28 protein-coding genes, 2 rRNA genes and 1 riboswitch are annotated in these 23632 nt (G+C 44.3%); of the genes, 2 read left to right on the forward strand and 28 right to left on the reverse strand.

Translation table 11 applies throughout. The features are described from left to right. Position 1: 1 nt before the first annotated feature. The 15 genes from IEW05_RS24555 to IEW05_RS24625 all read right to left on the reverse strand — a co-directional run bounded on the left by IEW05_RS24555 (position 2) and on the right by IEW05_RS24625 (position 13328). Positions 2-232: an anti-sigma-F factor Fin family protein gene (locus tag IEW05_RS24555; protein WP_188542511.1), complete on the reverse strand. Its 231-nt coding sequence runs from the start codon at positions 230-232 to the stop codon at positions 2-4. Between the two features lie 147 nt (positions 233-379). After that, positions 380-940 (reverse strand): aminoacyl-tRNA hydrolase, encoded by a 561-nt coding sequence (gene pth / locus IEW05_RS24560; protein ID WP_188542512.1) that lies wholly within the window; start codon positions 938-940, stop codon positions 380-382. 103 nt (positions 941-1043) lie between these two features. Beyond that, the gene (locus IEW05_RS24565; RefSeq protein WP_188542513.1) at positions 1044-1997 is read right to left on the reverse strand and encodes a ribose-phosphate diphosphokinase; all 954 of its coding nucleotides are present in this window, start codon (positions 1995-1997) and stop codon (positions 1044-1046) included. Positions 1998-2126: 129 nt separating this feature from the next. Then, positions 2127-3527, reverse strand: coding sequence for a bifunctional UDP-N-acetylglucosamine diphosphorylase/glucosamine-1-phosphate N-acetyltransferase GlmU (gene glmU / locus IEW05_RS24570; protein WP_188542514.1), 1401 nt, complete (start codon positions 3525-3527; stop codon positions 2127-2129). Between the two features lie 121 nt (positions 3528-3648). Next, positions 3649-3933, reverse strand: coding sequence for a septation regulator SpoVG (spoVG, locus tag IEW05_RS24575; RefSeq protein ID WP_110930526.1), 285 nt, complete (start codon positions 3931-3933; stop codon positions 3649-3651). A gap of 182 nt (positions 3934-4115) precedes the next feature. After that, positions 4116-4946, reverse strand: coding sequence for a pur operon repressor (gene purR, locus IEW05_RS24580; RefSeq protein WP_188542515.1), 831 nt, complete (start codon positions 4944-4946; stop codon positions 4116-4118). A 69-nt stretch (positions 4947-5015) separates the two neighbouring features. After that, positions 5016-5876, reverse strand: a complete 861-nt coding sequence (gene ispE / locus IEW05_RS24585) for a 4-(cytidine 5'-diphospho)-2-C-methyl-D-erythritol kinase (protein ID WP_188542516.1) — start codon at positions 5874-5876, stop codon at positions 5016-5018. Positions 5877-6126: 250 nt separating this feature from the next. Further along, positions 6127-6303, reverse strand: coding sequence for a small, acid-soluble spore protein, alpha/beta type (locus tag IEW05_RS24590; RefSeq protein ID WP_188542517.1), 177 nt, complete (start codon positions 6301-6303; stop codon positions 6127-6129). Positions 6304-6446: 143 nt separating this feature from the next. Continuing rightward, complete coding sequence (gene veg / locus IEW05_RS24595; RefSeq protein ID WP_188542518.1) at positions 6447-6722, reverse strand: biofilm formation stimulator Veg; 276 nt, start codon at positions 6720-6722, stop codon at positions 6447-6449. Between the two features lie 191 nt (positions 6723-6913). Beyond that, positions 6914-7822 (reverse strand): sporulation peptidase YabG, encoded by a 909-nt coding sequence (yabG, locus tag IEW05_RS24600; protein ID WP_229753745.1) that lies wholly within the window; start codon positions 7820-7822, stop codon positions 6914-6916. Positions 7823-7876: 54 nt separating this feature from the next. Continuing rightward, positions 7877-8764, reverse strand: a complete 888-nt coding sequence (gene rsmA / locus IEW05_RS24605) for a 16S rRNA (adenine(1518)-N(6)/adenine(1519)-N(6))-dimethyltransferase RsmA (protein WP_308420470.1) — start codon at positions 8762-8764, stop codon at positions 7877-7879. 6 nt (positions 8765-8770) lie between these two features. Next, positions 8771-9316 carry a ribonuclease M5 gene (gene rnmV / locus IEW05_RS24610; protein ID WP_188542520.1) on the reverse strand — a complete coding sequence of 182 codons (546 nt, stop codon included), beginning with the start codon at positions 9314-9316 and terminating at the stop codon, positions 8771-8773. Between the two features lie 116 nt (positions 9317-9432). Beyond that, the gene (locus IEW05_RS24615; RefSeq protein WP_188542521.1) at positions 9433-10569 is read right to left on the reverse strand and encodes a resuscitation-promoting factor; all 1137 of its coding nucleotides are present in this window, start codon (positions 10567-10569) and stop codon (positions 9433-9435) included. A 256-nt stretch (positions 10570-10825) separates the two neighbouring features. Beyond that, a riboswitch (cyclic di-AMP (ydaO/yuaA leader) is annotated at positions 10826-11036 on the reverse strand. 217 nt (positions 11037-11253) lie between these two features. Continuing rightward, positions 11254-12021, reverse strand: a complete 768-nt coding sequence (locus IEW05_RS24620; RefSeq protein ID WP_188542522.1) for a TatD family hydrolase — start codon at positions 12019-12021, stop codon at positions 11254-11256. Positions 12022-12044: 23 nt separating this feature from the next. Beyond that, a complete protein-coding gene (locus IEW05_RS24625; RefSeq protein ID WP_188542523.1) occupies positions 12045-13328 on the reverse strand; it encodes an HD domain-containing protein in 1284 nt (427 codons plus the stop codon). Positions 13329-13645: 317 nt separating this feature from the next. Between IEW05_RS24625 and IEW05_RS24630 the strand changes: the two genes are divergently transcribed. After that, positions 13646-13900, forward strand: coding sequence for an AbrB/MazE/SpoVT family DNA-binding domain-containing protein (locus tag IEW05_RS24630; RefSeq protein WP_188542524.1), 255 nt, complete (start codon positions 13646-13648; stop codon positions 13898-13900). Between the two features lie 117 nt (positions 13901-14017). Here IEW05_RS24630 and rsmI read toward each other — a convergent pair whose 3' ends face one another. The 10 genes from rsmI to IEW05_RS24680 form a co-directional block, all read right to left on the reverse strand. Further along, entirely contained in the window at positions 14018-14908 is an 891-nt protein-coding gene (rsmI, locus tag IEW05_RS24635; protein ID WP_188542525.1) for a 16S rRNA (cytidine(1402)-2'-O)-methyltransferase, read from the reverse strand. Beyond that, positions 14905-15660 carry a tRNA1(Val) (adenine(37)-N6)-methyltransferase gene (locus IEW05_RS24640; protein WP_188542526.1) on the reverse strand — a complete coding sequence of 252 codons (756 nt, stop codon included), beginning with the start codon at positions 15658-15660 and terminating at the stop codon, positions 14905-14907. The genes rsmI and IEW05_RS24640 overlap by 4 nt, the downstream gene beginning before the upstream one ends. 78 nt (positions 15661-15738) lie before the next feature. Further along, a complete protein-coding gene (gene yabA / locus IEW05_RS24645; protein ID WP_188542527.1) occupies positions 15739-16107 on the reverse strand; it encodes a DNA replication initiation control protein YabA in 369 nt (122 codons plus the stop codon). A gap of 51 nt (positions 16108-16158) precedes the next feature. Continuing rightward, on the reverse strand, positions 16159-16959 hold the full coding sequence (locus tag IEW05_RS24650) for a PSP1 domain-containing protein (RefSeq protein WP_188542528.1): 801 nt from the start codon (positions 16957-16959) through the stop codon (positions 16159-16161). 112 nt (positions 16960-17071) lie between these two features. Further along, positions 17072-18055: a DNA polymerase III subunit delta' gene (holB, locus tag IEW05_RS24655; protein WP_188542529.1), complete on the reverse strand. Its 984-nt coding sequence runs from the start codon at positions 18053-18055 to the stop codon at positions 17072-17074. 252 nt (positions 18056-18307) lie between these two features. Then, positions 18308-18751 (reverse strand): YaaR family protein, encoded by a 444-nt coding sequence (locus IEW05_RS24660; protein WP_188542530.1) that lies wholly within the window; start codon positions 18749-18751, stop codon positions 18308-18310. A 73-nt stretch (positions 18752-18824) separates the two neighbouring features. Next, complete coding sequence (darA, locus tag IEW05_RS24665) at positions 18825-19154, reverse strand: cyclic di-AMP receptor DarA (RefSeq protein ID WP_188542531.1); 330 nt, start codon at positions 19152-19154, stop codon at positions 18825-18827. 52 nt (positions 19155-19206) lie between these two features. Continuing rightward, complete coding sequence (gene tmk, locus IEW05_RS24670; RefSeq protein ID WP_188542532.1) at positions 19207-19851, reverse strand: dTMP kinase; 645 nt, start codon at positions 19849-19851, stop codon at positions 19207-19209. Continuing rightward, a complete protein-coding gene (locus IEW05_RS24675; protein ID WP_188542540.1) occupies positions 19848-21350 on the reverse strand; it encodes an aminotransferase class I/II-fold pyridoxal phosphate-dependent enzyme in 1503 nt (500 codons plus the stop codon). The genes tmk and IEW05_RS24675 overlap by 4 nt, the downstream gene beginning before the upstream one ends. Before the next feature lie 188 nt (positions 21351-21538). Then, positions 21539-21724: a sigma factor G inhibitor Gin gene (locus IEW05_RS24680; protein WP_188542533.1), complete on the reverse strand. Its 186-nt coding sequence runs from the start codon at positions 21722-21724 to the stop codon at positions 21539-21541. A gap of 221 nt (positions 21725-21945) precedes the next feature. Here IEW05_RS24680 and IEW05_RS24685 point away from each other — a divergent pair, with 221 nt between their 5' ends. Then, entirely contained in the window at positions 21946-22470 is a 525-nt protein-coding gene (locus IEW05_RS24685; RefSeq protein WP_188542534.1) for a hypothetical protein, read from the forward strand. Between the two features lie 122 nt (positions 22471-22592). Here the strand turns inward: IEW05_RS24685 and IEW05_RS24690 are convergent, their stop codons facing one another. The 3 genes from IEW05_RS24690 to IEW05_RS24700 all read right to left on the reverse strand — a co-directional run. After that, entirely contained in the window at positions 22593-23024 is a 432-nt protein-coding gene (locus IEW05_RS24690; protein WP_188542535.1) for a hypothetical protein, read from the reverse strand. Positions 23025-23255: 231 nt separating this feature from the next. Further along, positions 23256-23372 (reverse strand): 5S ribosomal RNA (rrf, locus tag IEW05_RS24695). A gap of 160 nt (positions 23373-23532) precedes the next feature. Beyond that, positions 23533-23632, reverse strand: a 23S ribosomal RNA gene (locus tag IEW05_RS24700); the annotation flags it as partial.

The following is a 23632-nucleotide window of genomic DNA, read 5'->3' on the forward strand; positions in this document are numbered from 1 at the left end:
TCTATTGCAATGGATTCGTCAACAGCGATAGTTCGGGATTATTGTTAAGCGCTTCCCTGCAATAATCACAGGTCACCCGGACCGTTGTCTCACCGCTAGAATCATACGCTATTATATCTCTCCGCTCATCGGGGGTCAAGGAATGGAAGCCTAGCTGCAGCTCTGAGACATCCGGTGCATCGATTCTACCAATAAATGTTCGGCAATGCCTGCATACATAGTTTATTGCCATCTATATGCCTCCTGAAGTGTTGTTATTCCTTCAGTATGCCCTAGGCAAGCTCTCTTTAGCCCCCAGCGGACCTCAATATAAGTCAAACTATTTCATTGGGTCAAGCTAATCTACTATCCGTGTAAGTTCAAAAAGTCAGATATCAGGCTATCCGTTGAACTTAGCCATCGTCTGCTCAAAAGAATGATCCAAACTATATTCCAGTGCATCGCATGTCGATTCAATGGAGTCCTGTAATAGCTGAGCCTCTTTCTTAGCAAATGCAGAGAGCACGTAATCAACAACAGCATGTCCTGGGTCAGGTCTGGATATACCCATTCGAACACGATTAAATGTTTGTGTTCCCGTATGCTGTATCAGCGACTTAATGCCGTTATGTCCCCCCGCACTACCCTGATAACGGAGTCTAATTCTACCTAGCTCGGTATCCAAATCATCGTACACGACGACCATGTCTTCCAGAGCCACCTTGTAGTAATCCATGAATGCCCGCACCGCTTCACCCGACAAATTCATAAAAGTCATCGGTTTGATCAGTGCCACTTTGTGTCCAGCGATAAAACCTTCTCCCACCAAAGCTTTGCATTTATTCTGTTTGATATCTATACCATGTCTACGGGAGAGCTCATTTAAGGCCATAAAACCAATATTGTGTCTTGTCTTTTCATATTGGCCCCCCGGATTACCGAGACCTACGATCCACTTCAATGTTGATCAACCCTCCAGCTTCTTAATGATTAACGCGGATAGGGGTTACATCTTCCAAGCAGGAAGATGTAACCCCGGTATGACTGTATAGCAGCAGGAATTATTATTCTATTTCAAACAGCTTACTGATGGACAATTCTTCATGAACGCGAATAATCGCTTCTCCCATCAGTGGAGCGACGGATAATACCCGAAGCTTACTGGTTGGATTAGCATGCAAAATTGGAATCGTATCCGTTACGATAACTTCCTTGAGCGGAGAGTTCTCCAAACGTTCCATCGCTGGACCGGATAGCACAGGGTGTGTACAGCAGGCGTATACTTCTTCAACCCCGCCCTCTTTAAGGGCATTGGCACCAAGTACGATCGTACCAGCAGTATCGATGATATCATCAATAAGGATGGCCGTTTTACCTTCGATGTTCCCGATGATATTCATAACTTCACTTACGTTTGGTTCTGGACGACGTTTGTCGATAATCGCCAGCGGTGCGTTTAGGAAGTCAGCTAGTTTACGAGCTCTAACTACCCCACCATGATCCGGTGAAACGACAACAGGGTTGCTGATTTGCTTAGAACGGAAGTATTGTGCCAGGATAGGTACACCTAACATGTGATCCACCGGAATATCAAAGAACCCTTGAATCTGCATCGCATGCAGGTCCATTGTGATCACACGGTGGGCTCCGGCTTTCTCGATCAAATTAGCGACTAGCTTGGCCGTAATTGGATCACGCGAACGCGCCTTCCGATCTTGGCGCGCATAGCCGTAATAAGGAATAACGACATTAATGCTCTTGGCCGAAGCCCGTTTCAAAGCATCCACCATAACAAGAAGCTCCATCAGATTGTCGTTAACCGGACCGCAGGTAGACTGCACGATATATACGTGACAACCACGAACGCTCTCATTCAACTTAACTTGGATTTCGCCGTCGCTGAAGCTCGTCGTTTCCGAGTCTCCCATTGGAATCCCAATATAATCAGCGATCTGATGAGCTAATTTGGGATTGGAATTACAGGTGAATATCTTCAATTTAGAATCACAATAAGTCATAAATTAAAAACCCTCCGTGCTGTAATAGATAGTAAATCTATCTCGTCTTAATTTGATACTATATCCTGCTGCATTTCAAGGCTATTTATCACGTCTTTGCCGTCTTGTTACAAAACAAAAATAAAGAGTTTATGATTCTTGTTCTCTTTGCTTCTTAGCTTTCGCACGCGCACGGAGCTTCTCAGCATACCCGGCTTTGTTCTCCTGCCGATTTCTTGCAATCGCAAGGTCGTTATCATTTACAGAATGAGTAATGGTTGAGCCAGCAACAACATATGCGCCCTTGCCAACTTTCACTGGTGCAATCAAATTCACATTACTGCCAATAAACGCATTGTCCTCAATCTCAGTAATAGACTTATTATATCCATCATAATTGACCGTAATCGCACCGCACCCGATATTTACATTCTTGCCTACTTTAGCGTCTCCTATATAACTCAGATGAGACACTTTAGAGCCATCACCCAAAGAGGCATTCTTGATTTCTACGAAATCACCTACTTTGACATCCTCACCTAGTTTTGCGCCTGGACGCAAATAAGCGAAAGGCCCAACCGTCGTTCCCCTGCCGACTTCTGCTTGACAGAGCACCGATTGTTTAACCTTTGCACCTGAGTGGATCTGGCAATCTTCAATTTCAGTTGAGGGACCAATAACGCAATCCTCACCAATAACACTTTGACCGGAAATAGATGACCCCGGATAAATGATACTATCGGCTCCGATCGTTACGTCCGCTCCGATATATGTCGAGCTTGGATCGATAATGGTTACACCGCCGAGCATATGCTTTCGCAAAATTCTCTCACGCATAAACGACTCCGCCTCGGACAGTGCTAAACGGTCGTTAACACCAATCGATTCAGCGTAATCATTTGTTAAATAACCCTCGACAATCTCGCCCTCTTGCACCAAAATACCGATCACATCTGTCAAATAGTATTCCTGCTGAACATTCTGATTCGTTACTTTCTCCAGTGCAGCAAACAACTTGGCATTGTCAAAACAATAAGTGCCGGTGTTAATTTCCTGTACTGCAGCTTCTTCAAGTGAACAATCCTTCTGTTCAACAATACGTTGTACGGAATCGTTAGCTCCTCGGATAACACGCCCGTAACCAACCGGGTTATCTAGTGAAGCTGTAAGCACGGTTGCCGCAGCTCCGCTACGGGAATGAAGACTAATCAGTGCTTCAAGTGTCTCCTCCGTTACCAGTGGAGTATCCCCGCAAATGACAAGGGTAATTCCTTCTTCCCCTCCCAAGAGCGGCTTTGCTTGCTTGACAGCATGACCGGTTCCAAGCTGCTCTTCCTGCAGTACGTATTCGGCAGACGTTCCTAGATAAGATTGGACCGCTTCAGCACCGTGGCCAACGACCACAACACTGCGTTCACAATTGACTTTCTTTACCGCGTTCAGGACATGCCCAACCATCGGTTTGCCACACACGGGATGGAGCACTTTATAAAGCTTTGACTTCATGCGCTTCCCCTGACCTGCAGCAAGAACAATCGCTAATCTTTTCAAGGCCCCGGCCTCCTTCTCTTAAACTCAATACTGAATATATCTCATTTAGGCCAAAAAGAAAAGAGAGCCATGATACATGGCTCTCTTTTCTCAAACCCCAATTGATGGATCAAAACTTGGCTTAAGCCCCTTCTTCGATAACTTCCTCTTGGTCAGCAGCTCGTTCGTATTCAGCCAATACCGCAGCTTGAATCTTCTCGCGTGTACCGGAAGAGATCGGATGCGCGATATCCCGGAACTCCCCGTCCGGAGTGCGCTTGCTTGGCATTGCCACAAACATTCCATTGTTGCCGTCGATTACACGAATGTCATGAACAACAAACTCGTTATCGATGGTAATGGATGCGATCGCCTTCATTCTACCTTCTGAACTAACTCGGCGAAGCCTTACATCCGTAATTTGCATATGTGTTCACCACCTTTTTCCATCAGAGACTTGGTGTAATATTCCACATAGCAAACGGAAATCCTTTTTTTTTCGTGAACAAAATGACCTAAAATCAGGAATTTTTTTAAAAACAAGAGTATTTCGACATGTTTCGTCTTAAAATCTTTGTTTTTGTGTAAAATCGACAGATCTTTGGGCTATTATTTTCTAGAAAAATAATTACCTGGCTCGACGGATATTTCCTTGCCTTTGGCATCTACCGCCCGAAGTGTCGCCAAGGATATATAATCATGGAGCAACCGTTGTTCCGATTCCACTTCCCCAGATTCCACCAAAACGCCAACTCCAGCAACTTCTGCATCAAACTCACCCAGCAGATCGACCATGCCTTGGATCGTCCCTCCAGCTTTCATGAAGTCGTCAACAATAAGCACCCTGGATCTCTCTTTAAGTGCACGACGAGACAGGCTCATGGTGTGCAGGCTTTTTTGTGACCCGGAGACATAATTAATGCTTACAGCAGAGCCTTCAGTTACCTGGTGGTCTCTTCGAACTAGTACGACCGGCAAATTGAGCTCAGCACCCGTAGCGTAAGCGAGCGGGATGCCTTTGGTCTCCACCGTCATAATGCAATCAATTGCCACATCGGCAAAAGCCGTAGCAAACAGCTTCCCTGCTTCATTCATCAGACCGGGCTGTCCTAACAGATCCGACATATACAAATAACCGCCTGGGAGGATGCGGTCGGGTTGTGATAGCTTCTCACAGAGCTGATTGATAAAGAGCAGAGCCCCTTCACGACTTACCTTAGGAATGTATTTAACTCCACCAGCTGCGCCTGCTAGGGTAAGCAGTTCACCCATTCCTTCGTCCTCAAACACTTCCTTGATTATAGCCAAGTCTTCACTAATTGAAGATTTGGCTGCTCCGTAACGTTGCGCGAACGTCGTGAGCGGAATCAAATGATGTGGACGAGATAATAAATATTGAGTCATTTCTACTAAACGAGCGCTTCTTTTTAATTTTTTCACGAAGTACCCCTCGCTAAATCCGAATATTTTATAGAAAATATACCACTTTTGTACGGTTTTGTCCAAATATTAGCCTTTGGTTAACAGTCGTACGGCATATACCTCTTTGCAGAAGCCACGTAGTCCATTATAAATTCGCGATACTTTAGATTCTTTAGAGACAAGTCCAAACACCGTTGGACCACTACCTGACATCAGAACACCGTCAGCTCCAAGCTTAAGCATACTTTCCTTCAAGTGAGCCACCTCAGGATGCATTTGCAGCGTTACATCCTCCAGAACATTTCCGAGCCTGTCGCATACACCTAGAAAAGATCCATTCTCTATCGCCTCAATCATCGCACCAGCTGAAGGATGATTTGGGATTTGTGAGCTACGTAACCGACCGTATACTTCCGCAGTTGATACATTGATCGGCAGCTTCGCCAGCACCACCCAACATTGAGGAGGGTTCGGTAGAGGGGTCAGAATCTCTCCACGGCCAGTTGCAAGTGCAGTCCCTCCCGTCACACAGAACGGTACATCAGATCCTAGCTCTGCGCCAAGTGCCTTAAGTTCTTCTACAGGAATGTTCAGCCCCCAGAGCCGATTTAATCCTCTAAGTGTAGCGGCCGCGTCACTACTGCCACCGGCCAGACCAGCCGCTACAGGAATGTTCTTATCAAGATGAATATATACGCCACTACGTACGTTATAACGATCCTTAATCAGTCTAGCCGCTTGAAAAGCAAGGTTCTTCTCATCGAGCGGAATATACCCAACTTGACTCGAAATAATAATGGTATCCCGTGGGAGCGTGCTCATTTCCAATCGGTCGGCAAGATCCACCATGGTCATAATCATCTCAACCTCGTGGTACCCATCTTCGCGCCTATGTAATACGTCCAACATCAAATTGATTTTTGCTGGCGCTTTTTCATATATTTTCAAGGTATACACCTCACCCTCAGCATTTCCATAGATTCACATGACTTAACATATTATAAAAAAAACTTTCATCCTCGTCTATCTACAGTAGGAGAGGTTGTTCTTTCCAAAAAGAGTCTTTATCTATTCCCCTCATTCTACTTGATCTTCACCTAAGAATAAACCGCTATAAGTCACTAAATTCAATTTGGAAAGTCCTATGTCCTGCCTAATCGAAGAAACGAAGCCCCCTGAATGGGAGCTTCGCACTTTGTTATTTCTTTGCAGCGGCCTGCTCAGCAAGCTGTATCGCCCTTTTGACCATATTGCCAGCATCCTTCGCCTTGATCCCGCCCCAGCCTTCCTGCTGAACCGTGTCATAGAATCCTAGATCCTTGGCTAGTTCCACCTTTAGATCCTCCGACATGATGCTACGTCTTCTACGCCCCATAGCTAGCCCTCCTTACGGAAATGATGGATATGAAGAAACAAGGTTAGTATGACGCCTTCTGGGCCCTCTCATACGGTGGAATTACTGGGCATAAAAAAACGACCTCGCTTTGGCTAAGGTCGTTTACTGAATAATCATGATGTTCATGGTTTAATATACGAAATCCTAAGCTCGTTGTTGTCGTTACAAATCATGACTTCAACGGATTCGGTAAGTATATCGGCATAACTGTATGACACACGCTTAAAGGTCTGTTGTTCTTCATCCAACTTCACAATAAAGACAGAAGGATAAGTCTCTTCCAATACACCAGTGCGTTCGACGGTCTTTCGGCGACCTCCGTTTGCCCGGAGCATAATTTTCTGTCCTACGTGAGCGTCGAGACTATGCTTAATATCCGACAGCGCATTTTTAGCCATTGCCTATGACCACCTACTTTCTTATTTCATTATACATGCAGGTGAGTCATTTGTCAATTCGAAACAGATAATTATATCAGCCAGAAAAAACGGTTGTCAACGATTTTTTTTTGGAACGTATAAATCGCCTTCATTTTTTGCTAAAAATAAAAAAACGCCCGAGGAATTCGGACGTTCTTCGCTTGACATCACTACATAGAAGGCACTACCTTCAATGTCGCTAAATCCATAGGTTTGGGCAGGCCAATGCGATAGCTGCCGCGTGTTTCAATACCGCCCACACCCTGAGTGCCACTGATTGTATTGTTCAGTACATCCTTGATATGGATCGTATCGCGGATGGGCGTAAACGATGCCTTCGCGGCAATGTAGACCGGATCAAGCGCATGAATAAGCACTCTGCCTGGCGAACTGGCAAAATTGGCTCCTGCTTGTAGCAACGCTTCGAAATGGGATTGACACGCCCCTGCAACAATCGTCAGGGTATCAAAATTGCGCTCATATTCCCTCGCTACCCCAACAGCATCTACGAAATGACTGGAGTTCTTATAGCTCGATAAATGGTATAAGTTGCCATTAGGTCGGTTCTTGAGTACACCGTCATGGCCCGTCAATACCACAATCTCTGGACGTATAGTAGGTAGCAAACGTTGTAGAGCTCCCGCCATCGCAGACTCATTCACAAAGTACCCATGCGCGGGCACTCTCAGTCTCTCATACAGATCGAGACTTTTCTTCAAGTATCTCTCGTCACCATCTAGATGAAGCACCTTTCCTGGCACTTCAAAATATGACGGTTCAGGTTGCGAACTGCTCTGCGGATTCCACTCATGATTTAACACGGCCCGATTACGCTCCGCCTGCTCAACTCGTTCTCGGTGTAACCACTCCAATGATTTCGTAGCTCTGATATTTGCTGTATTCGCTCGTTCATTCGGAGAATCCGGATCCACTTTGATTAAATCAGTCAAAGGTGCGTCAGCCAGCAACCGAAATTCCGTTCCCTTGATTATGGCCACGCTCCGCTCAATCTTCTCGATTCGGAAGGTTACATCTCCTCCGTAAGATTTGCGAACGACCAAGTCTCCCAAATTCGTCAAGTCAATCACCTCTACCCCCATCCTATGGGCTAACAGAGGGATTGGTTACAGCAACTAAGAGTTCAGTCCAGCGCCAAGCAGTACATTACTGAGTCTGGCGAACTCCTCCAAACTTAGCGTTTCTGCACGCCGTGTAGGTTCAATCTCCGCATCTGCCAGCAGAAGCTCTAGCTTCTCACGGCCTTCACCTGGGAAAAAACGACTCTTTAGATTGTTTGCAATGGTTTTACGTCTCTGTGTAAAAGAAGACTGGACCACTTCGAAAAAGAAGCCTTCATCGTCCACCTGCACTGGTGGCTCTTGACGCACGCTTAGCCGTATCACTGCCGACTCTACATTCGGCTGCGGGATAAAGACGGTGTGTGGCACCTTACAGATCAATTCAGGCTCACTATAATACTGAACGGCGATACTGAGGCTACCATACTCCTTACCTCCTGGAGAGGCTGCCATGCGCTCTGCTACTTCCTTCTGGATCATCACGACGATATGTTCAAGGGGAAGCTTCTCTTCCAATAGCTTCATCAGGATCGGAGTCGTCACGTAATAAGGTAAATTAGCTACAACGCTAACGCCACTAACGTCACCAAACTCCGTTTCAAATAAGGATCGTAAATCCAGCTTCAATACGTCACCATGAATGACGTTAATTTGCGGGTAGGGCTCTAGAACCTCCCGAAGAATAGGAATCAAGCGTTGGTCGATCTCTACGGCCGCTACTTTACCCGCCTCCTGAGCAAGCTTCTCCGTGAGCGCTCCAATACCGGGACCAATCTCTAGTGCCCCCTTGGACTTGTCCAGCCCCGCTGCAGCCACAATCTTACTGAGAATATTCTGATCGATCAGAAAATTCTGACCGAGGCTTTTTTTGAACTTAAACCCATGCCGCGAAATAATCTCCTTCGTGCGGCGCGGTGTTGATACTTCTTCCATTATACTCATGACAAGTTATACCCCTTTGTCTTCCAATTGTGCCAGTGCGGCCACGAATTCTTCACGGCTAATTCTGAACACCGTCATTCGTTTATAAAATTGTTTACCGTTGCAATATCCGATACCAAGTAGTTCTCCCATAATTCTTCGCCGGGCTGCTGCTTCTGGATGGACGATGAGTCCTGCAGCAATCAGATCGTCCCAATCGATTAAGCCGGCTTCCCCAGCAACCTCGCTACGTACATTGTCTAACGCCTCGCGTATGACCTCAGGCGATGCATTCTCCACCCCGATATCACCGCGCTTGGTCGCGTCAGCTTCCCGAAGGAAGGCATGTTTACAACCTGGAACCCGATTGGCCACAATTTTGCGAATACGCTCACCGGCATGGTCAGGATCTGTAAAAATAATGACCCCCCGCCGCTCCTGTGCTAGAGCAATCTTCCGTAGCGTCATTTCATTAATCGCAGAACCACCTGTTTCTATCGTATCGGCTTCTACCGCCCGTTTCACGGCAACCGTATCATCTCGGCCCTCCACCACAATGACCTCTTTAATCATGTCATTCCTTCCTTCCTTATCACAACAAAAAGAAGAGGATAAATCCTCTTCTTGAACCCATCTATTTATTAAACTAATACTATCCGATTCCTCATGCAAAGTAAAACTAGCTTAGCCTAGTTCAACTCAGGTTTGGTAGGACCAATGACATAGACTGTACGGCCCTTCTTACGGCCAAACTGGTTGGCAGCCTTCAGGCTATCGTAATAAACGTCAATCTTGTTGCCTTTAATTGCACCACCAGTATCCTCGGCACGACGGAAGCCAACGCCTTCGATATAGACCCACCATCCCATAGGGACAATGTTCTTATCAACGGCTATCGTTCTCCCTTCTTGTACGCGGGTACCGGAAGCAGTCTTCGTACCTATGCCATCCTCCTCAGCAGAGTAGGCAGTTAGCGTGACGTTTTTGATCATCTTTTTATATTTAAACGAGACGCCACCTTTAGACGTTAGTCCACTAATATCGACCCCACCCTCTTTCCGGGTGATGCTGGCAGACAGAACGGCTGTCGGTTTCTTCGTGCCTACGGCAATTACTTTCGGCTGAGCGGCCTTCGAGACCTCTTTGCCTAACCAATGCTTAGATACGAAAACTCCGTCTTCATATACTTTCTCTATGTTGTGTGTAACCAGTCCTTCGCTTCCCTGCTGAATCACCTTCGTCTTGCCTTTAAGCAATTCTGGATCAGCAGTCTTAACGATTGTGAATGGTACAGTCTCTTGCTGTTGCACCGTATGTTTGTCGACCCGGACAATACGAATCTCCAAATCAGACTTAAGTGCACTAGTTAGAGCAGGAGTAACTTTATCTGCTGGGTCCAAGGATACACCAAGCTCCTTGATTGCGCCCTCTACGTTGTTTTGTGTTGTAAAATGGGTTCTAGTTGTTCCATCCGCTATAACCTTTACAGGAATGGCACGTATAATGACAATTCGGTCTCCATCCTTAAGGGTGCTAGCGAGTGAACGCGAAACTTTGTCCTCGGGTTTCAATACGATGGAGTGTTCATCCAACACTTCATTCACTAGCGATTGACGAGTCTCTAAGGGTTGGATCTGACCATCGATGACCAAGCTGATGCTCTTCTTATCTTGGCTATTCAATCCAATCACGGTGATGATAACTACAGCGACTGCCAACAAGCTAATTACAGAAACAAGGCGTAAATTTTCAGGCTTCCAATGCATTGCGTAAGACATGCTGGATGAGCGTGATTCATGGGTTTCCTTTTTGTGGAAAATGCCCATATCTTCCGTCCTCCTTCATAGCCCCGCCGTCTAATTCGATATAAGATACATTTGACGTGACTATTATTCATTTTTACGAAATGCATGAACTACTGCATTTCGCATCCTGCCCCAGTCCGGTCGGCATATGTCATCCTCCTGATTAACAAGAGTATGATGTGCCTATTACATTTATTCAAAATAAAAGAAGCCTAAAGAAAGAGTCAGAGGAACTCCTTCGTGGCTTCCGAGTATCGTGATGTAATAGGATGCACGAGTTGCCTCTCTTAGACGCTTACGAGGTTAGCTGTCGGATTCGGACGCAGAGAGCCGCCCTTTCTCAGTACATTCGCTCATGGCGCAATGACCTCGAATTCACCCCAAAGACCCTATGAAGAAATCAATTACGGTAAGATTGGTAGTTGACCTAATCTATATCGTATCGGTTCCCCCGTTCTCCCATGCAGGAGATTCAGCGAGACTGGTTCATGGAACCATGTGATCGAAGATATCCAAGGATTACCAAATGGCATCATTTTCGATTACTGAAAAGATTCTATCCTGTTTCGATACATGTTGTAAAGGACGAATCAAGCACGTTTTTTTAAAAATATGGTTAAAAAATTGTAATAATCTAGCTTTAAACGGTTAAAATGTATTAATCTTTCCCGATTGCTACCTTTTTCGTCCTTTTTACTCCCGAATTCATCTAATCCCAAATCGTTCCAGTGCATTTTTGGTGGTTATTTCGGCGATTTCCTCAAAGGACATGCCTTTAATCTCTGCCGCCGCTTCCGCAACTAAGCGTACATGTGCAGACTCATTTCTTTTTCCTCGATATGGGTGTGGTGTCAAATATGGGGAATCTGTTTCGATCAATAATCGGTCCATCGGTGTCTGTGCCAAAACCTCTTTTGGTTGTTTAGCGTTTTTAAAAGTGATGGGGCCACCAAACGATAAATGAAATCCCATATCTAGACACATTTTGGCAATTTCCCAGCTTCCAGAGAATGAATGCATCACTCCACCGATCTCACTAGCCTTCTCTTCACGTAAAATCCGTACCACATCTTCATGAGCATCGCGGTTATGGATGCAAATTGGCATCCCTAGACTCCGAGCTAATCCGATTTGATCGCGAAATACCTTATGTTGAACATCTTTAGGGGATGTATCCCAATAATAATCCAAGCCTATTTCACCAATAGCTACTACTTTCTCATGAGCGCATAATTCAGCGATCCAGTCCAAATCGCCCTCACGCATCGTAATCGCATCCTGTGGATGCCATCCCACAGCCGCATAAATGAATTCATGAGCCTCTGCTAATTTCATTGTTGTAGGGATCGTTTCTCGATTAAAACCGATATTGATCATTCGAGTAACCCCGTTCTCCAATGCCCTTGTAATCGTTTCCTCACGGTCTTCATCAAACTGAATAGCATCCAAATGGGTATGAGTATCAAATAGCATCTTGTTGCGCCTCCTATATATGTCTATATTTGAAACAAATCAGCGATTTCTTGGGGAAGTTTATTTAACATAGGTATCAATTTATTATCCGGAAAGTACAAATGAAATTTCCCTCGATGAAGTCCGCTGATCGACCGGACAATATCCGACACCTCAGAAATTTCCCGGAGCCTGTCTTGACGGTCCAAAAGTAATATTTGCTTCTCCCTAAATTCCCCGTCAGGACGAAACACATCATAAGGCAGGTCGGTTGGAAAATCAATCTCCAGATCGTAATCTGGGTTGAGGCCCACCTCTGCAAATGCACGCCGGATTTCCTCAATTAATTCTTTATCAAGAGAATCAGTTTCTACATATTTATACAATTTACGGTCCATAAATCGGCAACAAAGATCACTTAGTAGCTTGTCCTTATCATTTCGCCATTGCATAAATGTAGTTTGAATCAAAGCTTCATCTAATAGTAGATATTCTTGTACCGTTAATTCACGATTGAACAGTCCTGGTAAGGGATCCGGCAAGAAAGCAAAGGAATACCCTTCATTATATAGTTCTTTTGCACGGCGGAAGATTTGTCTCAGAATGATCTCGGAACTACGAGTGACCGGGTGAAAATACACCTGCCAATACATCTGATATCGCGACATTAAATAATCTTCCACAGCATGCATCCCTGATTCCTTTACAACAACTCGGCCTTGAAACGGACGAAGCATCCGCAAAATCCGGTCCATATCTATCGTACCGTAATTAACACCAGTAAAATAAGCGTCCCGAAGTAAGTAATCCATCCGGTCTGCATCTAGTGGACTTGATACCAAATTAACGACAATGGCTTTGTCATAATCTTTGCGGATGACGGCTGCCACCTTATCTGGGAAATCATCACCTAATCTACGTAATACCGCGCCAACCTCCGTGTCACCGAGCAAAATTTTACATGTCCAATCCTCATGGTTCATCTGAAATGCCTGCTCGATTGAATGAGAGAAAGGTCCATGTCCAAGATCGTGAAGCAACGCCGCGCAAAGAGCGACGAGTCTTTCATCTCTTGGCCAATCCGGATACTTACTCTGTTCAAACTGTGAGATGATACGGCGAGTGATTTCATATACTCCTAGTGAGTGTGAGAATCGGCTGTGTTCTGCACCATGAAACGTCAAATAGGATGTCCCAAGCTGCCTAATACGGCGCAGACGCTGAAATTCCGTGGTATTAATCAAGGACCAGATTATCTCATCCTGTACATGAATATAATTATGTACGGGATCTTTGAACACCTTTTCTTCACGTAACTGGCGATGCATGGCTAACACTCCTTATCTCAATATATTTTTTTGAAAACGAAGAGAGATTTTGACCAATGTCGACACAATATGTCGAAAGGTGTCGAAAACTGGCGATGCTTGGATTTCCAAAATGTCGAATTGTGAGAATTGGTTAATTTCACTATAATTATAGGTGGAATATGCCCCTTCAAAACGTAAATATGGAGAAATAAAAGAAATATACCATTAATAGGTTGACTATTTTGGCAATGGTTGGTATTATAATTATCATAAAAGATAGAAGTTTGTCGAATCATGACATATTTAAATTATAGCGAAAGGGGTTATCATCAGTTATGATGAAATCAACCGGTATTGTAAGAAAAGTAGATGAATTAGGTCGGGTTGTTATTCCGATTGAATTACGCCGCACACTGGGCATTGGTGAAAAAGATGCACTTGAAATATATGTAGATGGAGAGCGCATCATGTTGAAGAAATATGAGCCTGCTTGTATCTTCTGTGGCAACGCTGAGAATGTAATCTACTTCAAAGGAAAGATCGTTTGTCACGAATGTATCACTGAAATTCCAACCCCTGTGACAAATTAAGAATTATAGTATATAATAGATTTACTGAAACTGTTAATTCTAACCTTTTTCATATCTCCTTGGTCCCTCTACTAGGTTTGTTTCCTACTAGTGAGGACCTCTTTTTTTGTTATAGGATCATAATAGCTCCTGATATATATCTCTTTTTGATACTCCTCGATCATTTGCCGCCTTTTTCATCGCTTCTTTACGTGAAATACGTTCCTGTACCTCATAATGCTGAACATGCTCCTCAACGGATAGCGCCTGCCACCAGGCATCCCGTCTCTGCTTCACTTCATTAGGATCTGCTCCGCCGATAACCAAGCAATATTCACCGAGTGGTGGATGCTCTGCCAGCCAATCTTGGCATTCGCTTATATGGCCCCTGACTAGCTCTTCATATCGTTTGGTTAGCTCACGAGCCATGACAATCTTCCGATCACCCCATATCTCATAGATCGCTTCCAATGTCTTGAGCACTCTATGAGGTGACTCGTACAACAGCACTGTGCCTTGCTCATCCTCTAGACTACGAAGTAAATTCTCTCGCTCTTTATTATCACGCGGCAAAAATCCGAGAAATTGAAATCGTTCGGTAGATAATCCCGAGACAATCAGAGCTGATAAAGCAGCGTTAGCACCAGGTATCGGAATGACTGATATGTGCTGTTCTAATGCCAGCTTCACTAGGTCACTACCGGGGTCTGAAATGGCTGGTAGACCGGCATCACTGACGAGTGCTAAATTTTTTCCTTCTATTATAAGACGTATTAATTCTGGACCACTCGCCACCTTGTTATGTTCGTGATAACTCAATAACTTACCAGGAGAAATTTCATAATGTGTTAACAGTTTGCGTGTCTGTCTTGTATCCTCCGCTGCAACAATATCCACTTCTCGCAGTGTACGGATTGCACGGAAGGTCATGTCCTCCAAATTGCCGATCGGCGTAGCTACTAGAAACAATTTGCCGCAGGGGTTTGCCTCTTTTTTATCTTCAAAACTCTTCTGTACTTGTATAGTCATTCTTTTCCCTCTTCTGATCCATAATAAATGTTCATGATTTCCTCACAGTATTCCCCATTCTCCTTATAAACGATCAACGGCGGCAAAATTCTTACATCTGGTTTCCCATCGCGAAGTGCTTCAATTAACACGATGTTAGACTCCGTTCCAGGCCGTGGATGAACGAATCGGATAACTTTCGGCTCTAACCTGTACTGCCGCAACAAAGTAATGATCTCACCCAATCTCTGCGGTTTATGCACCATTGATACTTTCCCGCCGTTCTTAACTAAACGCATTGCCGAAGCAATCACTTCCTCCAAACTACAATGAATCTCATGTCTGGCAATCGCTTGGTGGGAATTTAACTTGAGATCGCCGCCTGTAAGGGGCATATAAGGAGGATTCACTGTCACAGCATCGTATACTCCATGACCGGTCTCCTTCACCAATTCACGCAAGTCACCTTCACGAATTTGAATCACATCTTGTAATCCGTTCATTTCTACGCTTCGTCTTGCCATATCCGCCAATCTAGGTTGAATCTCAATCCCCTCAATATTCGCCCCAGTCCGTGTAGATAACAGTAGTGGCACTACTCCATTACCAGTACATAAGTCTAGAATCTTACCGTGCTTGGGTACCGATGCGAATCGAGCTAACAGAACGGCATCCATCGAGAAGCTGAACACCTCATCGCTTTGAATGATCCGTAATTGGTGGGTAAGTAGATCATCTATGCGTTCCTGCTCAAATATAGGTACTTTGTTCATTTATGTGATCTTCCATTCTTTTAAAATATAATTTGCTGGACCATTTAAAAAAAACCGTAGGACATATCCTACGGCTTGTTATTTATTCAAAAAAGAGAGACAGAATAGGCAATCGCCTTCCGTACGTAAATGTCCGTAATACACATTACAAATGTGAAAGCCCTCGTGATATAAACGCGCTAGGTTGTCATAACCCTCTCCCACCAAATCGATGGCTTCCTTACCCTCAAAAGGATGAGTTACCTTATCCGCAGAGGTCAAAGGTAAGCGGCCTTCGGAGCTCTCCCGCTTTAATATTTTGCGCAACTGCTCATTCTCTACGAGAAGTCGCTGGTTATCTTCCACCAGTTTCTTCACTTCAAGTTTTAGCGTGCCCAAATCATCATGTATATCTCCCATTTGTGATTCTAATGCTTGAATATGAGTAAAAATATCTTTGTTCTTCAAGTGCCCACCCCAGAGTCATCTCTAAAGTCTATCTTGAGAATATGTGTTACCTTATTTAACAACGACATCATCCAATGGCAGCTCTTTCACTTTGCCAATTTCGAATAATTGAACATGAACGGTACGTGAACCCGCATTCAGGCCGACCACCTTACCATCTCCCAATGAGGTGACAACCATTTTTCCTACTGAAGGAAGCTCTTCCTTCACACTTTCGTAGTTATCATGCTCAAATTTCAAGCAACACATCAATCGACCGCATAGACCGGATATCTTGGTCGGATTAAGTGATAAACTCTGATCTTTAGCCATCTTGATCGAGACTGGTTCAAAGTCACCTAGCCAGGATGAGCAGCACAATACTCGTCCACAAGGTCCAATCCCGCCAAGCATCTTCGCTTCATCTCTTACCCCGATTTGCCGGAGTTCGATCCGAGTACGGAAAATACTAGCTAAATCCTTGACCAATTCGCGGAAATCAACCCGCCCCTCAGCCGTAAAATAGAAAATGATCTTATTACGGTCAAACGTAAACTCCACATCAACCAACTTCATTTTTAGATCATGATCCTTGATTTTATTTAAACAAGTGGCAAATGCATTCTTTGCCGCAAGCTTATTCTCGTCCACAATGCAGGCGTCAGTGTCATCTGCAATCCGGATGACCTTCTTCAGCGGAAGAACGACATCGGATTCCCCTACTTGTTTTTTTCCGATAACGACTTTACCATATTCGATCCCTCGCGCCGTTTCAACAATGACGCTCTGTTCCTTCTCTACCGGAAGCTCCAGCGGATCGAAATAATATATTTTGCCCGCTTTTTTGAAACGGACACCCACTACAGTATACAAAAACTTACCCCCTCGTATAGCCAATAAAAAAACTTGATGAAGCTTTAATGGAAGTCCATGCTCTTTAACGGGAGAAAGTTAGTTAATCTAGTATGTGTTTACCGCTATTCTTTTAATGCTGTCCCTCAATACCGATGAGAAAACTCTCAAGACAGAGCTGTCCATTCATATTGTATCTTAACTTCTTCTTGCTCTCTGCGGCTAACGCCATAGCATCAATCCACTGCTGTGCACTTCGGGAGTGAGCGTGTTTGACGATAAAATCCAGCTCATCTATAAATACAATTCGGTCATGTCTATGATAGAGCGCATGAACCATATCCTTAAACCACAAATGGAATAAATTAAATAACATATCCAGATGATCGCCGAGACCTGCTTTGAACACGCTCTGCTGTGCTGTTATTAATGGAGATCCACCACGGCCCATGGACTCCTTCCCTAATTGTAACACTACGTTTCTGATTTCTGCAAACCAATTCTGTCCAAGCAGTTCTCGGCATGGTCCCAGTCCTGCCGCCAAATGCACGGCACACCTTGCTAATGTCGGTGATATTCCCTCAACTGACAAAATTTGAAGCATACGTTCCGGATCCAGCGGAGTAAATGGAACCCATTGTGACCTCGATTGAATCGTTGGCAGTAGGGCTCGTCCGTTATCCGACAACAAAATAGCTACAGCCGGAGAAGGGGGCTCCTCTAGAAACTTTAACAGACTATTTGCAGCCTGTACCGTCATCTTCTCGGCCTCATCAATAATATATACTTTATAATTTCCACTCTCCGAGCGATAAGAGAAAATTCGCTGCAGGTCGCGGATTTGGTCAATCTTAATCGTAGACCCATCGGGAGCAATCTGATGGAGATCCGGGTGGTTGCCGTGCTTTACTTTACGACATTCCAAGCATTCGCCGCAAGCATCCTCATTCACCCGATTCGTGCAGAATAACGCCTGAGCAAAGGTCAGCGCCATCTCCTTCTGCCCACTTCCCGGCGGCCCACTAAATATATAGGCATGCGATATTTGATCTTGGCGCAGGCCCCTCATAAGCAATTGCTTGGCGGTATCTTGACCCATTATTTCTTGAAACGACATGATGCCCTCATACCTCCCTGCCTGACACCTAGGAGTGTGATGGAAACTTTGCTCTTAAAGGGGCAGGAGGTGAGATTCGAAACTGGAGAAGCTACAAGCTTTCCTACGGAAAGCTGCCTCGAAAGCATAATCTCAGTTCGTCTTTGTCATGTGATTGTTACCCAATTAGGGGTTATAAAATAAAAACAATCACAGGACAACAACGATCGAAAGTTCGAATCACACCGACTGCCTTGCATTTCCATCACACTTCTAAAAACTTAAATTTATTAATATGCCGCGAATTTCACCGATCTTCTGCAGTAATTCAATCTTACCCTGTTCTGTTTCCAACAGTTCATCAGCCATCGCAAGCAATGCAGCATCAACTTCATCTAACAACTTGTAGCGTTTACCACGGCCACGGCGATCCCATCCTCTGGATTCCTTCATACTTACGCCCCGTCTTACCGTGTCTTCCAGAAATTTTTTAACAAGCAGACGATACGCCTTCAGCTCTCTGATGGTCATGGACCTAGCCAAACGATCCCCTTGGGATTGAATCTCTTTAAATCTTCGATCCAATTCCTGTTGAGAAGCTTGTTCTCCCTGTTGTTGAATGACATCAGAGAAACTCTTCTGTTGAACTAACTTGGTGGAGTTATCACTCACCCCAAGACCACTCTTCAGAGGTCTATATCCGGGCTCTATCTTCACTGCAATCACAGCCTAACTTAGATTATTTCATATTATATCTAAATATTTGTATCACATTCAGTTGGACAACCTCTTAGAAGTGCTCAAATCGGTCGACTGGGAGTACAAACACAGTAGCTCCGCCCACCTGAACCTCTACAGGAAGTGGTAAATATGAATCGGTCGAGCCGCTCATTGGTGTTACTGGTGTAACCAACTGTTCACGTATCTTACAACTATTGCGAATGACGTTCATTACAGATTCCACTTGATTATCATCAACACCGATCATAAACGTTGTGTTTCCTGCCCGTAGAAAGCCACCGGTACTTGCCAATTTCGTCGCCCGAAAATTTTCCTTCACGAGCGCACTGGACAGCCGGTTGCTGTCTTTATCCTGGATGATCGCAACAATGAGTTTCATATACAGCCCCTCCTCGATATTATAAAATATAACTCACCTTAGTATTTGACAATTATATCAAAAAATCCTTTAAAAGTGCGGAAAGACAACTATTTATCTCTCCAGCGACCTCTTCCTGGCTCCTAGAAGCATCGATTGTTGTGATCCGCTCTGGATACATGCCTGCCACAATCAGGTAACCTTCTCTCACCTTATGGTGAAACTGAACACTCTCTAAATCTAGACGGTTGATCTCTCTTCCTTGGCCTGCTGCAATTCTAGCTAACCCCACTTCGGGCTCGATATCCATATAAAAAGTATGGTCTGGGAATCGTCCATTAGTCGCAAAGTTGTTAATTCCCAACACTTCCTGGATACCAAGTCCCCTTGCATGACCTTGATATGCCAAACTACTATCAATAAAGCGGTCACATAAAACGACCATTCCCTGCATTAGAGCGGGTTCTACCTTCTCAACCAAATGCTGTCGTCTTGCAGCAGCATATAATAATGCTTCCGTACGTCCATCCATCGCTATATGATCAGGATTGAGAATAATTCCGCGGATTTTCTCCGCGATGTCAATACCTCCCGGCTCACGCGTTACGACATAAGGAACACCCTGCTGCTCTAACATATGTGCCATTTGTTCTATTATTGTCGTCTTGCCAGATCCTTCGCCACCCTCAAGTGTAATGAATAATCCTCTGCCACTCATATGATATCCCTGCTTCCTTCTGTAACTTTACTGACTCTGATCGTAGCAAGCAGTGGATCTCCTGCTCCCTGACATTTGGCTTTGTTCTTCTTCAGCTCGATAAGTCGGGCTAAGATGACATCCGTGATCGTCTCCCCTGGATATAGTAACGGAATACCAGGAGGATAAGGTATGATCATTTCTGCTGCTTGTCGGCCTGCGCTCTGCTCTATGGGAACAGCCTCTGTCATCTCTTCCGAGATTGGACTAAGACCAAATTGAACAGGAGAAGATACTTCATCGCCAAACTTCGACCCTATGTTCCACGTGGAAAGTTGATTAACCTCGTGAATTGCCGAATTTTCGCTCAACTTCTCTAGCGCTTGTAGCAATCGATCTACATCCTTACGTGTAGTACCTTGACTAAGTGCCAACACTACATACCGATCATCACTCATTTCCGGTATACATCCGGCAGCTTCCAACCATTCTTGTAACTCATACCCACTCCACTGACCGGTAACATCGTACAATACGATTTTAAAAGGATCTTGTATAGTATATGCATCATTCGTACCCCTGGGTTCTACCACAGCAAATCGGGGAAGTTTCTTGATACCATCCCTAATAATCTGTGCTGCTGCCAATCCGTCCTCAAAAATAACTTCCCCCTGAGCTTCCAGGACACTACGGCTCAAATCAAGTGATGCCATAATGGGATACGAAGGACTTGAGCTCTGAATCATCGCAAGCCGCTGAGATAGCAGCTTACGATCCAGCTTACTACCTTGCACATGTAGCATCGCGCCCATTGTAAGGGCTGTCAGCATCTTATGCGTCGATTGTACAACACCATCAGCACCTTGAGCTAGCGCATTCTCCGGCAGTACCGAATGCAGTCCGAAATGTGCACCATGCGCTTCGTCAACCAATAGGGGGACACCGCTATCGTGACAAAGCTCTACCAGCGGTTTAAGCGAAGAGCCCATCCCATAGTAGTTCGGAGACGTTACCAACAATCCCTTCGCATTGGGATACCTTCGCAGTGCTTCTGTCACCGCCGTCTGCGACGGAATGGTAGCTAGTCCGCTGACCTCATCGATCTGCGGCGCAAGGAAAACCGCTTTTGCATGTGCCAACATTAATCCGTGAATTACGGATTTATGTACATTTCGCTGTACAAGCAATACATCTCCTGGAGTGGCACATACACTTAGTATGAGTCCTAAGTTACCTGCTGTACTTCCTCCAACAAGAAAAAATGTTTGATCTGCTCCAAAAAACTGTGCTGCCCTCTGCTGTGCCTCTTTAATGATACCTTCCGGATGATGTAAATCATCACTCCCGGTTATTTCCGTAATATCGATATCCATCACTTGTGTCAGGTATTCACTGGCTTTATGTAATGTTCGATAGGCTTGTCCATCTTTGTGTCCCGGCACATGAAAAGAAGCTTTAGCACTTTCTTTATACTCAAGTAAAGCTTCATACAATGGCGCGGAATGTTTACTCTCCAACATATATATCTTAGTCCTTCCGGATTGTCCATTTTTACCCGTTTTTAATGATAACAAAACATGCCTTCCTTATATTCTACCGTCTTCATCATAATATGAGCAACAAAATAACCCCACAATGTGGAGTCTAGTTTTAAATCTTATGGATCCCTATAAATTACGAGGATAATCAGATCATATGATAGTTGTCGTTAAGCATTCTTTTGCACCCAAATTTGTTTTAATTGATGAATGAAAAAATGATATTTATCCTCCTGCACTTCCGTGTGCACCATCTCCGACTCGCAAGCATCACATATAAATTCGGATACAATATGAATTCCTTCCGACTTACGTTCTCCACATATGATACAGGTGTCTTCGATATGTTCATTCATGAACGATCCCACCTTGTTCGTTTTACTATCAGTATGACACAGTTTCTATCAATTTAAACCCTTTCATAGTTCCCATTCCTGCTTTATATATATGCTGCTCAAGGCGCCACGGTGTTTGTACCGGAGAAAATCTTAAATATTCTTTCTTTTGTCCGATATATTAATAAAGAGATGTCCTTCTTTGGAAGGCCGTCATCGATTGAAGGAGGGATGCTTAATTCATGCCTGACGATACTGTAACCAACGCAACATTTTACCATTATCGACTCCTAAAAAAACTAATGTTTCCTAAAGCCCTAATTATGAGCTATTTAACTATTCCGTTTATTTGGTTAGCTGCCGAGATGTTCTTCATCAACTGGACTAGCATCTTTTTCTTCCTACTCTCCATTCCCATTGCTTTGTGGATTCAATACGTCATATCTAGATCTATTCTAATAATTGTTAGTCATTCCAATCGTAAACGTTGGAACTTCACCTTACGCTTACCTTGGATCGGGTATATGCCAGATCAATACGTTAGTTATTCTATCTTTCGCAAAGTGCATTTTCATTCAGCCTGGATCGGTTGCTGCCTTATTGCTATCCTCATCCCTTGGTCACCAGGCTCATTTATTTTCTCGTTATTTTTCTGGTACTTTTGGCTCATGACCCCCAGACTATTTGCTAAATTCGGTTTACGAGACCAACCAAAAGATGGGATGCTAAAATTCAACGAACAAGACCTCTCCTACTACAAACAATGACCTCGGTGCTTCTACATAAGGAATAGACCTGCTCTCTGCATAAATGCAGGAATCAGGTCTATTATCTTTATTCTATATGCTTTGTCGCCTATGTCTTCTTGTCCACTACGTAGTCCCAGAGTCTAAGGACTGCTCTCCATCCCCTGTATAACCACTCTTTCGTCTATCTTTGGAACCAACACGGTAAAAGAATCATCATGGATCGTCAACTGAACGATCAGTTTACCCTTCTCGTAAACACTTGTCGTTCCAGTGTTCTCATCCACTTTTTCAATCCAACCCCACTCAGTAATTGCCTTCTTATAAGGCTCGGGTACACCCTCATCTTCACGAAGACCAGAGAATGAATAATGGACATAGTCCATCTTAGAGTTATTAAGTACGGAATCTGTTCTATTGGCTTCTTTAGGGACAGGGAAATTCTTCTCAACCGCTGCGCCTACAAAAGTCGACCAAGAAAGCTTGGAAGAAGACATACAGCCTGTGATGAAGATAGCCATCATCATCAAGACCACTGCTATGAAGCCTAAGGAAAATCTTCCTCTTCTCCACATGACTCATTCCTCCTTACTAGACTGAGCTATAATCCCATATATTAATTGTGATATTGTAAATACACTCATATTGATGATATAGGCTAAATTGCCTAATTTTTATTGCCACACTTTATTATAACGGCAGTCCACATTCTGTCGGTAACAAAAAGGTTACATTCCTTTTTAAAGGATCTAAATATAACTCTAAAAAATAAAAACCACCACCGAGTAAATCGGCAGTGGTCCTTTGCTTGGCGGCGTCCTACTCTCCCAGGACCCTGCGGTCCAAGTACCATCGGCGCTGGAGGGCTTAACGGTCGTGTTCGGGATGGGTACGTGTGGAACCCCTCCGCCATCGCCACCAAACATGATTTTTCGAAGCTAGGCTTCTCGAAATCGCAGCGAGAAATATCAGTCCCAAAAGGACCCACTTTCTCTTTTCAGGCTTGATCGCCTGAAAACTGGATACGAAATTCATTGTGTGTAGTGTGTAATCGCCTATGCTTACGATATAATCGTAAACTTTTAGGATAAGCCCTCGACCGATTAGTATTGGTCAGCTCCATGCATTGCTGCACTTCCACCTCCAACCTATCTACCTCGTCGTCTTCAAGGGGTCTTACTAA

It is taken from the genome of Paenibacillus segetis, assembly GCF_014639155.1.
GTDB lineage: Bacteria > Bacillota > Bacilli > Paenibacillales > Paenibacillaceae > Fontibacillus > Fontibacillus segetis.